We start from the raw sequence: 13,929 nt of genomic DNA, 5'->3' as shown, positions 1-13,929 counted from the left end.
ACCCCACCCCGGCGATCTTGCAGTTGGGGCCCGCGACCGAAACCACTCGTCCCGCCCCCGCCGCCCGGGATGTTGGGCCTTCGGGTTGACTGTGTTCATGGACGTTCCGACCGTCGACCTCCCGGCCCTGCCGAGGCTGCTGGCCGCGCCCGCACCCGGCTGGGTGGAGACCACCGACGTGATCGTCGTCGGGTCCGGGGTCGCCGGCCTGACCGCCGCGCTGCACCTGCGCGAGGCGGGGCTGCACGTCACCGTGGTCACCAAGGTCAACATCGACGATGGCTCGACCCGCTGGGCGCAGGGCGGCATCGCCGCCGTGCTCGACCCGGCGGACACCCCGGCGGCCCACGCCTCGGACACCGAGATCGCCGGGGTCGGCCTCTGCGACCCGGCCGCGGTCCGGGTCCTGGTGCAGGAGGGCCCGACCCGGCTGCGGGAGCTGATGCGGATCGGCGCCGAATTCGACCGGAACCCGGACGGCTCGCTGATGCTCACCCGGGAGGGCGGCCACCGGGCCGACCGGATCGTGCACGCCGGCGGCGACGCCACCGGAGCGGAGGTGCAGCGGGCGCTGCACGCGGCGGTCCGGCGGGACCCGTGGATCCGGCTGGTCGAGCACGCCCTGGTGCTGGACCTGCTCCGCGCCCCCGGCGACGGCCCGGACGGGCTGGGCCCGGCCTGCGGCATCACCCTGCACGTGCTGGGCGAGGGCAGCGAGGACGGCGTCGGGGCGCTCCTGGCCCGGGCGGTGGTGCTGGCCACCGGCGGCATGGGGCAGATCTTCGCGGCCACCACCAATCCGCCGGTCTCCACCGGCGACGGGGTCGCCCTCGCCCTGCGGGCCGGCGCGGCGGTCACCGACGTGGAGTTCGTCCAGTTCCACCCGACCGCGCTGATCACCCCGGCCGGGGCGGGCGTGCCGGGCGTCACCCGGGCCCAGCAGCCGCTGGTCTCCGAGGCGCTGCGCGGCGAGGGCGCCCACCTGGTCGACGCGGACGGCAAGCGGTTCATGGTCGGCCAGCACGAGCTGGCCGAGCTGGCTCCCCGGGACGTCGTCGCCAAGGGCATCCACCGGGTGCTGCTGGCCACCGGAGCGGACCACGTCTACCTGGACGCCCGGCACCTCGGCGGGAACTTCCTCGCCGGGCGCTTCCCGACCATCGTCGCGTCCTGCCTGGCCATCGGCGTCGACCCGGCCACCGACCTGATCCCGGTCGCCCCGGCCGCCCACTACGCCTCCGGCGGCGTCCGGACCGACCTGCACGGCCGCACCTCCATCCCAGGCCTGTACGCCTGCGGCGAAGTCGCCTGCACCGGCGTGCACGGCGCGAACCGGCTGGCCAGCAACTCGCTGTTGGAGGGGCTGGTCTTCTCCCGCCGGATCGCCGAGGACATCGCCGCCGGCCTGCCCGAGCAGGCCAGGCCGGCGGAGACCGGCGCCTGGGTGGGCGGCGCGGGCTGGGTGGCGCCCGCCGACGGCACGCCGGCCCTGCAGCGCGCGATGACCCGTGGTGCCGGGGTGCTCCGCTCGGCGTCGACCCTCGCCGCGACGGCGGCGACACTCGGCGAGATCGGCGCCAGCCGCGGCACCCCGCGCACCGTTGACTGGGAGGCGACGAACCTGATCACCGTGGCGTCGACGCTGGTCGCCGCCGCGTACGCCCGCCGGGAGACCCGGGGCTGCCACTGGCGGGAGGACTTCCCGACGGCCGACGAGCGGTGGCTGGGCCACCTCGTCACGGCGGTCGGCGCGCAGGGCCGGTTGACGCAGCAGTGGGAGGAGTCAGCGTGAGCGCGAGGAGTGAGCCGATCTTGCGAGCCCCGCAGGCGCGAACTGAGGAGTTGCGGTGAGAGAGTCGACGGAGCAGGCGTTGCGGGCGGCGAGCCTGGACCCGGTGTGGGTGCGGCGGGTGATCGTCGACGCGTTCGCCGAGGACCTGGGGCCGGACTTCCTCGACGTCACCAGCGTCGCCACCATCCCGGACGCACAGAACGACACCGGAGACCTGGTCGCCCGCGCCGACGGCGTGGTGGCCGGGCTGGCCGTGGCCGCCGCGGTGTTCGAGCTGGTCGGCGAGGTGACCGGCTCGGACCGTACGGTCGAGGTGTCGGTGGTGGCCCACGACGGGCAGCGGGTGGCGCGCGGCGATGTGCTGGTGACGGTGACCGGCCCGACCCGGCTGCTGCTCACCGCCGAGCGGACGGCGCTGAACCTGCTCTGCCGGATGTCCGGGGTGGCCACCCACACCCGCGCCTGGGCGGACGCCCTGGCCGGCACGAAGGCGATGGTGCTGGACACCCGGAAGACCACCCCGGGCCTGCGGGCCCTGGAGAAGTACGCGGTCCGCGCCGGCGGCGGCACCAACAAGCGGATGGGCCTGCACGACGTCGCGATGATCAAGGACAACCACAAGGTCGCCGCCGGCGGCATCAGCGCGGCCTACCTCCGGGTCCGGGAGGCCTTCCCGGACCTGCTGGTGCAGGTGGAGGTGGACACCCTCGCGGAGGCGGTGGAGGCCGTCGAGGCGGGGGCCGGCTTCCTGCTGCTGGACAACATGACCCCGGCGCAACTGCGCGATGTGGTCGCCGCGGTGGGGGACCGGGCGGAGCTGGAGGCGACCGGCGGGCTGACCCTGCCGGTGGCCGCCGAGTACGGCGCGACCGGGGTGGACTTCATCTCGGTGGGCGCGCTGACCCACTCCTCGTCGATCCTGGACATCGCCCTGGACCTGCGGGAGGAATGAGCCGGGGAGGGGGCGGCGTCTAGGCTGCGTTGCGTGCTGCTCTGCATCGACATCGGAAACACCAACACCGTGCTGGCGACCTTCGACGGCGACAAGCTGGTGCACTCCTGGCGGATCAAGACCGATGCCCGTTCGACGGCGGACGAGCTGGGCCTGATGTTCCGCGGGCTGCTGGCCGGTGACGCCGTGGAGATCACCGGGGTGGCCGCCTGCTCGACCGTGCCGGCCGCGCTGCGTTCGCTGCGGACCATGCTGGCCCGCTACTACGCCGACCTGCCCAGCGTGATCGTCGAGCCCGGGGTGCGGACCGGGGTGCAGCTCGCCATCGACAACCCGAAGGAGGTCGGCTCGGACCGGGTGGTCAACACCCTGGCCGCGTACACCATCTACGGCGGGCCGTCGATCGTGGTGGACTTCGGCACCACCACCAACTTCGACGTGATCAGCGGCCGGGGCGAGTTCCTCGGCGGCGCGTTCGCGCCGGGCATCGAGATCTCCTTCGACGCGCTCGCCGCCCGCGCCGCCCAGCTGCGCAAGGTGGAGGCGACGAAGCCCCGCTCAGTGATCGGCAAGAACACCGTGGAGTGCCTCCAGTCCGGCCTGTACTTCGGCTTCGCCGGCCAGGTCGACCGGATCGTCGAGCGGATGGTCGAGGAACTGGGCGAGGTGAAGGCCGTCATCGCCACCGGCGGCCTGGCCTCGGTGGTGATCGGCGAGTGCCGGACCATCACCCACCACGAGCCGATGATCACCCTGATCGGCCTGCGGATGGTCTACGAGCGCAACACCTGACCACCGGCCGCCGCCGGGGTCGGGCAGCGCGCGGGCGTCAGCGCCGCCGGGCCCGGAAGACCAGCGTCCGGTACGGCAGCTCGACGGTCTCCCGCCCGGCCAGGTCGGGGTGGGTGGCGAAGAGTTCCCACAGCTCCCGGTCGATCCGCTCCTGCTCGTGCGGCGGCGCGGTCAGCCAGTACGAGCGGGTGCGCAGCATGCCGACCACCTCCGCCGGCGTGAGCGTGGTCCGGTGGGTGAACTCCGCCAGTTCCATCGCGCCGAAGGCCGGCCCGAAGTCGGTGACCTTCTCGATGAGGTTGCCGGAGTGGTCCCGCAGGTCGGCGATCCGCTCCAGCTCGGCCACCCACGCCACGCCGTTGTCCCGGGTGTTCCAGATCGGGGCGAACGTCCCGCCCGGCCGGAGCACCCGGGCGATCTCCGCATGTGCCCGCTCCTGGTCGAACCAGTGGTACGCCTGGCCCACCAGCACCGCGTCCACCGCGTCGTCCGGCAGCGGCACCGACTCGGCGCTGCCGGCCAGCGCGGTCACGCCGGGGGTGGCGGCGGTCAGTTGGGCCCGCATTCCCGGGTCGGGCTCCACCGGCACCACCACGGGGCCGAGGGCGAGCACCCCGCGGGTGAGGATGCCGGTGCCGGCGCCCAGGTCGACCACCCGGGCGGCCGCGTCCAGCCCGTCGAGCGCCCAGCGGAGCGCCTCCTGCGGATAGCGCGGCCGGAACCGGTCGTACTCGGCCGCCGCCGCGCCGAATGACAGTGCCTGAGTGGGGTCGGTCATGGCGGGCAGGTTATCCGGTAACGGCTACCGGGGGGCTTGAGTACGCTCGGGGCCTGACCCCGCCGATATCTCCGTTCCGAGGAAGCGTGCCGTGATCGAGCAGAACGCCGTGCCAGTCGACCCCGCCGACGACCTTCCCGAGCAGATGAAGGTCCGCCGGGAGAAGCGGGACCGGATGCTCGCCGAGGGCGTCGAGCCGTACCCGGTCGGCTTCCCCCGCACCAGCACCCTCGCGGAGATCCGCGAAAAGTACGCCGACCTGCCCACCGACACCGCCAGCGGCGACCAGGCCTCGGTCACCGGCCGGGTGATCTTCGTACGGAACACCGGCAAGCTCTGCTTCGCCACCCTGCGCGACGGCGACGGCACCGAGCTCCAGGCGATGCTCTCGCTGGACCGGGTCGGCGCCGAGCGGCTGGACGACTGGAAGCGCCTGGTCGACCTGGGTGACCACGTCGGCGTGACCGGTGAGGTGATCACCAGCCGGCGGGGCGAGCTGTCGGTGCTGGCCGACGAGTGGGCGGTGACCGCCAAGGCGCTCCGCCCGCTGCCGGTGGCGCACAAGCCGCTGAGCGAGGAGGCCCGGGTCCGCCAGCGCTACGTGGATCTGATCGTCCGCCCGCAGGCGCGGCAGATGGTGCGTACCCGGGCGGCCGCGGTGCGCGGTCTGCGTGATTTCCTGCACGGGCAGGGCTTCATCGAGGTCGAGACGCCGATGCTCCAGTTGCTGCACGGCGGCGCGGCGGCCCGCCCATTCGTGACCCACAGCAATGCGTTGAGCACCGACCTGTATCTGCGAATCGCGCCGGAACTGTTTCTCAAGCGCGCCGTGGTCGGCGGCGTCGACCGGGTCTTCGAGATCAACCGCAACTTCCGTAATGAGGGAGTCGACTCGTCGCACTCCCCGGAGTTCGCGATGCTCGAGACGTACCAGGCGTACGGCGACTACGACACGATGGCGGAGTTGACCCGCAATCTGGTGCAGCAGGCGGCGATCGCGGTCGCCGGCTCGACGGTGGTGACCCACGCCGACGGCCGGGAGTTCGACCTGGGTGGCGAGTGGCGTTCGGTGACCCTCTTCGGGGTCCTTTCCGAGGCGCTCGGCGAGGAGGTCACCGTGCGCACTGAAAGGTCCCGGCTGGTCGAGTACGCCGACAAGGTGGGGCTCGCCGTCGACCCGAAGTGGGGCCCGGGGAAGCTGGCCGAGGAGCTCTTCGAGGAGCTGGTCGTGCCGTCGCTCCAGGCGCCGACCTTCGTCCGGGACTACCCGGAGGAGACCAGCCCGCTGACCCGGGCGCACCGCAGCGAGCCGGGCCTGGCCGAGAAGTGGGACCTCTACGTCCTCGGTTTCGAGCTGGGCACCGCGTACTCGGAGCTGGTGGACCCGGTGGTGCAGCGGGAGCGGCTGGTGGCCCAGGCGCAGCTCGCCGCCCGGGGCGACGACGAGGCGATGCGACTGGACGAGGACTTTCTCCGGGCCATGGAGTACGGAATGCCGCCCGCCGGCGGTATGGGAATGGGAATCGACCGGCTCTTGATGGCGCTGACCGGGCTGGGAATTCGGGAAACCATCCTCTTCCCGTTGGTCCGCCCGGAGTAGCCGTCAACTTTCTCCGGGTCGTTACCGGGGCCTATTGACGCGGCAAGCAGCGCGCGGGTTATTGTGCTCCTTGATTGTCGCAGGAGCACACCCTGCTCGAAAGGAATGTGGGACGTGGCCAAGCAGATCATTCACAAGCTGGTCGATGACCTGGACGGCGGGGACGCTGACGAGACTGTCAAGTTCGCGCTGGACGGCGTGCAGTACGAGATCGACCTGTCGGTAGCCAACGCCGAGAAATTGCGTGAGGTATTTGCGCAGTACGTCGCGCACGGCACCAAGGTCGGCCGCGGCGGCGTGGTCGTCGGCGGGCGGGCCGCGCGCGGGCGGGGCGGCGCCACCGCCGACCGTGAGCAGAACAAGGCCATCCGCGCCTGGGCCAAGAAGTCCGGCAAGGACATCTCCGACCGGGGCCGGATCCCGCAGGAGATCGTGGACGAGTACCACTCGAAGGCGGGCCGCTGAGGCTCGACCCGACAGTGGGCGACACCGACGCCGACGCCGGACCGGAGTGCGTACTCCGGGCCGGCGTCGCCGTTTCCGCCCCCTATCGGCCCGGCTGACCGGTTCGCGCCCCGGTGGCCCCGCTCGCCCGTCGGGCCGGTTGCGGACCCCGCCGCCGGGTGGGAAGAACCCCGGACGGGTGGGCGTTGTCCACAGGCGGTGGAGATTGCATCCACAAGCTGTGGGGAGACGTTCCGGGGTCACCCGGCTTCGAGCGGGCCGGCTTCATCCGTGCCTCGCGGCTCCACCGAATTTCGCTCTGCGCGTACAGGCGGGGGTACCGGAACACCTCCTGAGCGCGGACGGTTGTCAGAAACGACGCGTACACGGCATTCCACGGGGACACACGACCTCAGCGGAGTCGGTCCGCGGCGATAGAGTAAGGAGGCACGGACGCCCGTCCCGGACGTCCGCGCACCGGCCCCGCCAAGATCTAGACCATCAAGGCGCACGGCACGTGAGGAGCACGAGGGCATGTTCGAGCGGTTCACCGACCGAGCGCGACGGGTTGTCGTCCTGGCCCAAGAAGAGGCCCGGATGCTCAACCACAACTACATCGGTACGGAGCACATCCTGCTGGGCCTGATCCACGAGGGTGAGGGCGTCGCGGCTAAGGCCCTGGAGAGCCTCGGCATCTCCCTCGAGGGCGTCCGCCAGCAGGTCGAGGAGATCATCGGCCAGGGCCAGCAGGCGCCGAGCGGGCACATCCCGTTCACGCCGCGGGCCAAGAAGGTGCTGGAGCTGTCGCTGCGCGAGGCGCTGCAGCTCGGCCACAACTACATCGGCACGGAGCACATCCTGCTCGGTCTGATCCGTGAGGGTGAGGGCGTCGCCGCCCAGGTGCTGGTCAAGCTCGGCGCCGACCTCAACCGGGTCCGCCAGCAGGTGATCCAGCTGCTTTCCGGCTACCAGGGCAAGGAGCCGGCCGCGGCGGGCGCCGCGCCGGGTGAGGCCGCGCCGTCGACCAGCCTCGTGCTGGACCAGTTCGGCCGCAACCTGACCCAGGCCGCCCGCGAGGGCAAGCTCGACCCGGTGATCGGGCGCGAGAAGGAAATCGAGCGGGTCATGCAGGTGCTCTCCCGCCGTACCAAGAACAACCCGGTCCTGATCGGTGAGCCCGGCGTCGGCAAGACCGCCGTGGTGGAGGGGCTGTCCCAGAAGATCATCAAGGGCGAGGTGCCCGAGACGCTCAAGGACAAGCAGCTCTACACGCTCGACCTCGGTGCGCTGGTCGCCGGTTCCCGCTACCGCGGTGACTTCGAGGAGCGCCTGAAGAAGGTGCTCAAGGAGATCCGCACCCGCGGCGACATCATCCTGTTCATCGACGAGATCCACACCCTGGTGGGTGCGGGTGCCGCCGAGGGCGCGATCGACGCGGCGAGCATCCTCAAGCCGATGCTGGCCCGTGGCGAGCTGCAGACCATCGGCGCGACCACGCTCGACGAGTACCGCAAGCACCTGGAGAAGGACGCCGCTCTCGAGCGTCGCTTCCAGCCGATCCAGGTGGGTGAGCCCTCGCTGGCCCACACCATCGAGATCCTCAAGGGCCTGCGGGACCGGTACGAGGCCCACCACCGGGTGAGCATCACCGACGCGGCTCTCGTCGCGGCCGCCACCCTGGCCGACCGGTACATCTCCGACCGCTTCCTGCCGGACAAGGCGATCGACCTGATCGACGAGGCCGGCGCCCGGATGCGGATCCGCCGGATGACCGCGCCGCCGGACCTGCGTGACTTCGACGAGCGGATCGCCCAGGTGCGCCGCGACAAGGAGTCCGCGATCGACGCGCAGGACTTCGAGCGGGCCGCCCAGCTCCGTGACAAGGAGAAGCAGCTCCTCGGCCAGAAGGCCCAGCGGGAGAAGGAGTGGAAGGCCGGTGACCTGGACGTCGTCAGCGAGGTGGACGACGAGCAGATCGCCGAGGTGCTCGGCAACTGGACCGGCATCCCGGTCTACAAGCTGACCGAGGAGGAGACCTCGCGCCTGCTGCGCATGGAGGACGAGCTGCACAAGCGCGTCATCGGCCAGGAGGACGCGGTCAAGGCGGTCTCGAAGGCGATCCGGCGTACCCGGGCCGGCCTGAAGGACCCGAAGCGCCCGTCCGGCTCGTTCATCTTCGCCGGCCCGTCCGGCGTGGGTAAGACCGAGCTCTCCAAGGCGCTCGCCGAGTTCCTCTTCGGCAGCGAGGACGCCCTCATCCAGCTGGACATGTCCGAGTTCCACGACCGGTACACGGTCTCCCGGCTGGTGGGTGCCCCTCCCGGCTACGTCGGCTACGACGAGGGCGGGCAGCTGACCGAGAAGGTGCGGCGTCGGCCGTTCTCGGTGGTCCTCTTCGACGAGATCGAGAAGGCCCACCCGGACGTGTTCAACACGCTGCTCCAGATCCTGGAGGACGGTCGGCTCACCGACGGTCAGGGTCGGATCGTGGACTTCAAGAACACGGTCATCATCCTGACCACCAACCTGGGCACCCGGGACGTCGCCAAGGCGGTCTCCCTGGGCTTCCAGGCGTCGGAGGACTCCGAGTCCAACTACGACCGGATGAAGCAGAAGGTCAACGACGAGCTCAAGCAGCACTTCCGGCCTGAGTTCCTGAACCGGATCGACGACACCATCGTCTTCCACCAGCTGCGCCAGAGCGAGATCCTCTCGATCGTGGACATCATGATCCAGCGGATCGAGGGCCAGCTGCGCAACAAGGACATGGGTCTGGAGCTGACCGACAACGCCAAGAAGTACCTGGCGAAGAAGGGCTTCGACCCGGTGCTCGGTGCCCGTCCGCTGCGTCGCACGATCCAGCGCGACATCGAGGACAACCTTTCCGAGCGGATCCTCTTCAACGAGCTGACCCCGGGTCAGATCGTGGTGGTGGACTGCGAGGGCGATCCGGAGGACATCGACAAGTCCAAGCTCGTTTTCCGGGGCGCGGAGAAGCCGGTCGAAGTGCCGGACGCTGTCCCGGCCGACCTGGGTGGCGCCGCCACCGCGGGCGCGGACGAGTAAGCGACATCTGACAGGGCGACGGCCCCGGTAGGCGAAAGCCACCGGGGCCGTCACCTTTCTGGTCCCCACCCGCCCGCCCAAGATCCGCGCAGATTCACGGAAAGAGTGATCATTCCGCTGTGAATAGCCACTCTTTCCGTGAAAGAGGGGCCATCTGAACCAGGGCGCGGTGGTGTCAGGGGGCGAGGGTGGGTGCGGCGAGGGACGGGCCGTCGCCGGCCAGGCGGAAGGACGCCTCGCCGACCGGCTCGACCAGGCCGTCGGTGACCAGCCCGGCGAGCGCCCGGGAACGCTGCACGTCGTCGGTCCAGACCTGGTCGAGGCATTGCCGCGGCACCGCTCCGGTGGCCTCCCGCAGCACCGCCAGGAGCAGTCCACGTACCTGCCGGTCGGTGCCGGCGTACCGCTGGGGGCGGCGGGTCGGGCCCACGGGCGCGGTCCGGCCGGAGGCCCGCCAGGCGCAGACCGACTCGACCGGGCACACCGCGCAGCGGGGCGAGCGGGCGGTGCAGACCACCGCGCCGAGCTCCATGAAGGCCGCGCTGGCCAGCGCTGCGGCGGCCGGCTCGACGGGGAGCAGCTCCTCGGTCGCGACCAGGTCTGCGGGGCGGGTGGCGGGACCGGCGTCCGGTTCCCCGGCGATCGCCCGGCAGACCACCCGGCGGACGTTCGTGTCCACCACGGGGTGCCGCTGGCCGTACGCGAACGCGGCGACCGCCCGGGCCGTGTACGTCCCGACCCCGGGCAGCGCCAGCAGCTGGTCGAGCCGGTCCGGCACCTCGCCGCCGTGCCGCTCCACGATCGCCACCGCGCAGTCGCGCAGCCGTACCGCCCGGCGGGGGTAGCCGAGCCGTCCCCACATCCGGATCGCCTCGGCGGGGCTGTCCTCCGCCAGCGCGGCCGGTACCGGCCAGCGGGCCAGCCACGCCTCCCAGGCGGGGAGCACCCGGACCACCGGCGTCTGCTGGAGCATGACCTCGCTGACCAGGATGGCCCACGCGCTGGTGCCGGGCTTGCGCCACGGCAGGTCGCGGGCGTTTTCCTGGTACCACCGGCTGACCAGGGTGGCGAAAGTGGGCTCAGACATCGCGCTGCCGATGATGTCACGGGCCGGATTCCCGCAGGATGGGCGGGCGGGCCGGGGCGCGGCGGCGGCCCCGGGCGGGCGGGGCAGAATGTCCGGATGAACGAGCTCGCGATCACCGTCATCGGCCGGGACCGGCCGGGCATCGTGGCCGACGTCGCCGAGGCGCTCGCCCGGCTCGGCGCGAACCTCACCGACTCCACGATGACCCGGTTGCGGGGACACTTCGCGATGACCCTGATCTGCGTGGGCCCGGCCGCCGCCGACGTCGAGGCCGCGTTGGCCCCGCTCGCCGCCGACGGCCAGCTGCTGGCCACCGTACGCGCGGTCACCCCCGACGGTGAGCCCGCGCCCACGGGCGAGCCGTACGTGCTGGCGGTGCACGGCGCCGACCGGATGGGCATCGTCGCGGCGATGACCCGGGTGCTGACCGACGCCGGTGGCAACGTCACCGACCTGAGCACGCGGCTGACCGGTTCCCTCTACGTGGTGGTCGCCGAGGTGGAGCTGCCGCCGGGGAGTTCCGACGAGGTGGCCGGCCGGCTCGCGCGTGCCGCCGCCGAGTTGGGCGTCGGGGTCAGCCTCCGCCCGGCGGACACGGACCTGCTGTGACGGCGGAGTACGTCGGCCTCGACGGCTGGACCCCGGAGGCGCTCGCCGTGCCGGGCGGGGTATGCCCGGTGGTCTCCGCCCCCGACCCGCTGCTCAGCCGGCCGGGGCCGGAGGTGGACCCGACCTCGGACGAGGTGGTCCGTCTGGCCGCCGACCTGGTCGCCACCATGCGGGTCTCGCCCGGCTGCGTGGGCCTCGCCGCGCCCCAGGTGGGGGTGAGCGCCCCGGTGTTCGCGGTGGACGTCACCGGCCACCCCAAGGCGGTCACCGTGCACGGCACCTTCGTGTTGTGCAACGCCCGGGTGGTGGAGGCCAGCCGGTGGAAGGCCGGGCGGGAGGGCTGCATGTCGGTGCCGGACCTGACCGGTGACGTGAAGCGGGCCAGCCGGCTGGTGGTCGAGGGCGTCCTGCCCGGTACCGGCCGGCCGGTCCGGCTGGCCACCGACGGCTTCGAGGCGCGGGCGCTTCAGCACGAGATCGACCACTGCGCCGGCCTGCTCTTCCTCGACCGGGTCGCCGGCGCGCACGCCATCTACCAACGCAAGGTCTACCTCTGACGGCCGCTGGACTGTCCTGGCGGTGGGCGTGGCCGGCCGCCGGTCCGGCCCGCTCGCCATTCCGTGATCGACTCCAGGTCCTTGACGGGGCGCGATCACCGGCACCGGGACACCCCCGTCGGCGTGGTGGCGGGGGCTGCCTCGGTGGCGCTGCGCGCGCGTACGGGCCCGGTCGGTGACCGGCCCGCCCGGTCCGGCTGTCGACTGTAGAACGGCGTCAGCCGTGCCGCGTCCGCCCCGGCGCGTCGCACCGCCGCCCCGCGCGGTACGCCGCTACGGTGAACGCATCATGCGTCTGACCGTCGGCCCCATGCCATCCGCCGTTTACTGGCGGCGTCGCGCCGTTGTGCTCGGAGCGGGGCTTCTTCTCCTGATTGTCCTGCTCTATTCCTGCAACAGCTCGCCGCGCAACACCAGCGCGACGCCGGAACCGACGTCCTCGCCGACGCGGTCGGCAGCGGCGGCCGCCTCGGAGCCGTCCGGACCGGTGCTGACCCCGCGGTCGGTCGACCCGTCCGCCGCGCCGGATGATTCCGGTGGCGGCTCGAACGGCGGGCCGGCGGGTGGCCCCACCGCGACGACCGACGCGCCGGCGGGGCCGGCGGCCCCGGTGGTCGACGACGGGACCTGCACGGACGCGGAGATCCTGGTGACCCCGGTGGCCCTGCCGGCGACCGCTCAGCGGGGCACCGTGGTGAACCTCCAGCTGAAGATCAAGAACAAGTCCCAGCGCACCTGCAGCCGGGACGTCGGGGCGGATCTCCAGGAGCTGTTCATCAAGTCCGGCGCGGAGAAGGTCTGGTCCTCGGACACCTGCGGCACCGGCAAGGGCTCCGACGTGCAGTCGTTCACGCCCGGCTTCGAGCGCCTCTACGAGCTGGGCTGGAACGGCCGGGAGGCCAACCGCTGCGCCAACGGCCTCGCCAATGGCGCCTACGCGTCGATCGGCACGTACCAGGTCTTCGCCCGGGTGGGCACGAAGCTCAGCGACCCCGTGAAGCTGACCGTCACCGGCTGACCGCCGACCGGCCCGGCCGGCTCAGACGTACCGCTCCAGGATGGACGCCTCGGCGAGCCGGGACAGTCCCTCCCGGACGCCCCGGGCGCGGGCGTCGCCCACCCCCTCGACCGCCTGTAGGTCCTCCACGGTCGCCCCGAGCAGCCGCTGGAGGCTGCCGAAGTGCACCACCAGCCGGTCGACCACCGCGACGGGGAGCCGGGGCACCTTGGCCAGCAGCCGGAAGCCGCGCGGGCTGACCGCCGCGTCGAGCGCGTCGGAGGCGGCCGGGTAGCCGATCGCCTTGGCGACCGCGACCAGGTCGATCAGCTCGGTGGCGCCGAGCAGGTCCAGCTCGACCAGCGCCTCGTCGAGGGTCCGGGACTTGCGGCCGATTGGGAGGTAGTCCCGGATGACCAGGGTGCGGTCGGCGTCCACGCCGGCCATCAGCTCGTCGAGCTGGAGGGCGAGCAGCCGCCCGTCGGTGCCCAGCTCGACGACGTAACCGGCGATCTCGTCGGCGATCCGGCGGACCATCTCCAGCCGCTGCACCACGGCCACCGCGTCCCGGACGGTGACCAGGTCCTCGATCTCCAGGGCGGAGAGGGTGCCGGAGACCTCGTCCAGGCGGAGCTTGTAGCGCTCGAGGGTGGCCAGCGCCTGGTTGGCGCGGGAGAGGATCGCCGCCGAGTCGTCCAGCACGTGCCGCTGGCCGTTGACGTAGAGACTGATGATCCGCATCGACTGGCTGACCGAGATGACCGGGTAACCGGTCTGCCGGGCCACCCGCTCGGCGGTGCGGTGCCGGGTGCCGGACTCCTCGGTCGGGATGGACGGGTCGGGCATCAGGTGCACGCCGGCCTGGACGATCCGGGTGCCGTCACTGGACAGCACCACCGCGCCGTCCATCTTGCACAGCTCGCGGACCCGGGTGGCGGAGAACTCCACGTCCAGCGGGAAGCCGCCGGTGCAGATCTGGTCGACCACCTTGTCGTAGCCGAGGACGATGAGCGCGCCGGTACGGCCGCGCAGGATCCGCTCGAGCCCGTCGCGCAGCGCGGTGCCCGGCGCCATGAGGGCGAGATTTGCCCGCAGCGGGTCGCCGCCGGCCCCGCCGACGCTCCCGGTCACGCTGACGCTGACCGTACGGGCGGGTGAGCCCACCGCGCCGGCGCGGGCGTGCGGCGTCGCCGCGGCGGGCTTGGTGGCATCGCGGTCGATCGGCACGGGCACAGTCTACGGACTGCGGTGCGGT

General features: G+C 72.1%; 12 protein-coding genes. 9 read left to right on the top strand and 3 right to left on the bottom strand.

The features are described 5' to 3' along the window. Window positions 1-97: 97 nt before the first annotated feature. The 3 genes from SLP03_RS27305 to SLP03_RS27295 are packed head-to-tail and all read left to right on the top strand — an operon-like array spanning window position 98 to window position 3,536. Complete coding sequence (locus SLP03_RS27305) at window positions 98-1,792, top strand: L-aspartate oxidase (protein ID WP_319463510.1); 1,695 nt, start codon at window positions 98-100, stop codon at window positions 1,790-1,792. A gap of 55 nt (window positions 1,793-1,847) precedes the next feature. Next, on the top strand, window positions 1,848-2,744 hold the full coding sequence (gene nadC / locus SLP03_RS27300; RefSeq protein ID WP_319463509.1) for a carboxylating nicotinate-nucleotide diphosphorylase: 897 nt from the start codon (window positions 1,848-1,850) through the stop codon (window positions 2,742-2,744). A 33-nt stretch (window positions 2,745-2,777) separates the two neighbouring features. Continuing rightward, complete coding sequence (locus tag SLP03_RS27295; protein WP_319463508.1) at window positions 2,778-3,536, top strand: type III pantothenate kinase; 759 nt, start codon at window positions 2,778-2,780, stop codon at window positions 3,534-3,536. A 37-nt stretch (window positions 3,537-3,573) separates the two neighbouring features. Here SLP03_RS27295 and SLP03_RS27290 read toward each other — a convergent pair whose 3' ends face one another. After that, window positions 3,574-4,314: a class I SAM-dependent methyltransferase gene (locus SLP03_RS27290; RefSeq protein ID WP_319463507.1), complete on the bottom strand. Its 741-nt coding sequence runs from the start codon at window positions 4,312-4,314 to the stop codon at window positions 3,574-3,576. Between the two features lie 91 nt (window positions 4,315-4,405). Here SLP03_RS27290 and lysS point away from each other — a divergent pair, with 91 nt between their 5' ends. The 3 genes from lysS (at window position 4,406) to SLP03_RS27275 (ending at window position 9,424) form a co-directional block, all read left to right on the top strand. Further along, a complete protein-coding gene (gene lysS, locus SLP03_RS27285) occupies window positions 4,406-5,914 on the top strand; it encodes a lysine--tRNA ligase (RefSeq protein WP_319463506.1) in 1,509 nt (502 codons plus the stop codon). Window positions 5,915-6,028: 114 nt separating this feature from the next. Further along, on the top strand, window positions 6,029-6,379 hold the full coding sequence (locus SLP03_RS27280) for an Lsr2 family protein (protein WP_319463505.1): 351 nt from the start codon (window positions 6,029-6,031) through the stop codon (window positions 6,377-6,379). Window positions 6,380-6,892: 513 nt separating this feature from the next. Beyond that, window positions 6,893-9,424, top strand: a complete 2,532-nt coding sequence (locus tag SLP03_RS27275; RefSeq protein ID WP_319463504.1) for an ATP-dependent Clp protease ATP-binding subunit — start codon at window positions 6,893-6,895, stop codon at window positions 9,422-9,424. A 175-nt stretch (window positions 9,425-9,599) separates the two neighbouring features. Here the strand turns inward: SLP03_RS27275 and SLP03_RS27270 are convergent, their stop codons facing one another. Continuing rightward, window positions 9,600-10,511, bottom strand: coding sequence for an A/G-specific adenine glycosylase (locus SLP03_RS27270; protein WP_319463503.1), 912 nt, complete (start codon window positions 10,509-10,511; stop codon window positions 9,600-9,602). A gap of 96 nt (window positions 10,512-10,607) precedes the next feature. Here SLP03_RS27270 and SLP03_RS27265 point away from each other — a divergent pair, with 96 nt between their 5' ends. From SLP03_RS27265 to SLP03_RS27255, 3 genes are all read left to right on the top strand, one after another. Continuing rightward, a complete protein-coding gene (locus SLP03_RS27265; protein ID WP_319463502.1) occupies window positions 10,608-11,120 on the top strand; it encodes a glycine cleavage system protein R in 513 nt (170 codons plus the stop codon). Further along, entirely contained in the window at window positions 11,117-11,677 is a 561-nt protein-coding gene (locus SLP03_RS27260) for a peptide deformylase (RefSeq protein WP_319463501.1), read from the top strand. The genes SLP03_RS27265 and SLP03_RS27260 overlap by 4 nt, the downstream gene beginning before the upstream one ends. A 289-nt stretch (window positions 11,678-11,966) precedes the next feature. Further along, a complete protein-coding gene (locus SLP03_RS27255; protein ID WP_319463500.1) occupies window positions 11,967-12,695 on the top strand; it encodes a hypothetical protein in 729 nt (242 codons plus the stop codon). 21 nt (window positions 12,696-12,716) lie between these two features. Here the strand turns inward: SLP03_RS27255 and disA are convergent, their stop codons facing one another. Next, entirely contained in the window at window positions 12,717-13,901 is a 1,185-nt protein-coding gene (disA, locus tag SLP03_RS27250; RefSeq protein WP_319463499.1) for a DNA integrity scanning diadenylate cyclase DisA, read from the bottom strand. Window positions 13,902-13,929: the final 28 nt, after the last annotated feature.

The sequence above is a fragment of the Micromonospora sp. RTP1Z1 genome (assembly GCF_033804685.1).
Classification (GTDB): Bacteria; Actinomycetota; Actinomycetes; order Mycobacteriales; family Micromonosporaceae; genus Micromonospora.
This window is presented reverse-complemented; position numbering and strand designations above follow the sequence as displayed.

Coding starts and splice junctions, on each gene's coding strand:
- SLP03_RS27290 (WP_319463507.1), bottom strand. CDS start 4,314: ATGACCGACCCCACTCAGGCACTGTCATTCGGCGCGGCGGCGGCCGAG.
- SLP03_RS27305 (WP_319463510.1), top strand. CDS start 98: ATGGACGTTCCGACCGTCGACCTCCCGGCCCTGCCGAGGCTGCTGGCC.
- SLP03_RS27265 (WP_319463502.1), top strand. CDS start 10,608: ATGAACGAGCTCGCGATCACCGTCATCGGCCGGGACCGGCCGGGCATC.
- SLP03_RS27270 (WP_319463503.1), bottom strand. CDS start 10,511: ATGTCTGAGCCCACTTTCGCCACCCTGGTCAGCCGGTGGTACCAGGAA.
- SLP03_RS27275 (WP_319463504.1), top strand. CDS start 6,893: ATGTTCGAGCGGTTCACCGACCGAGCGCGACGGGTTGTCGTCCTGGCC.
- SLP03_RS27255 (WP_319463500.1), top strand. CDS start 11,967: ATGCGTCTGACCGTCGGCCCCATGCCATCCGCCGTTTACTGGCGGCGT.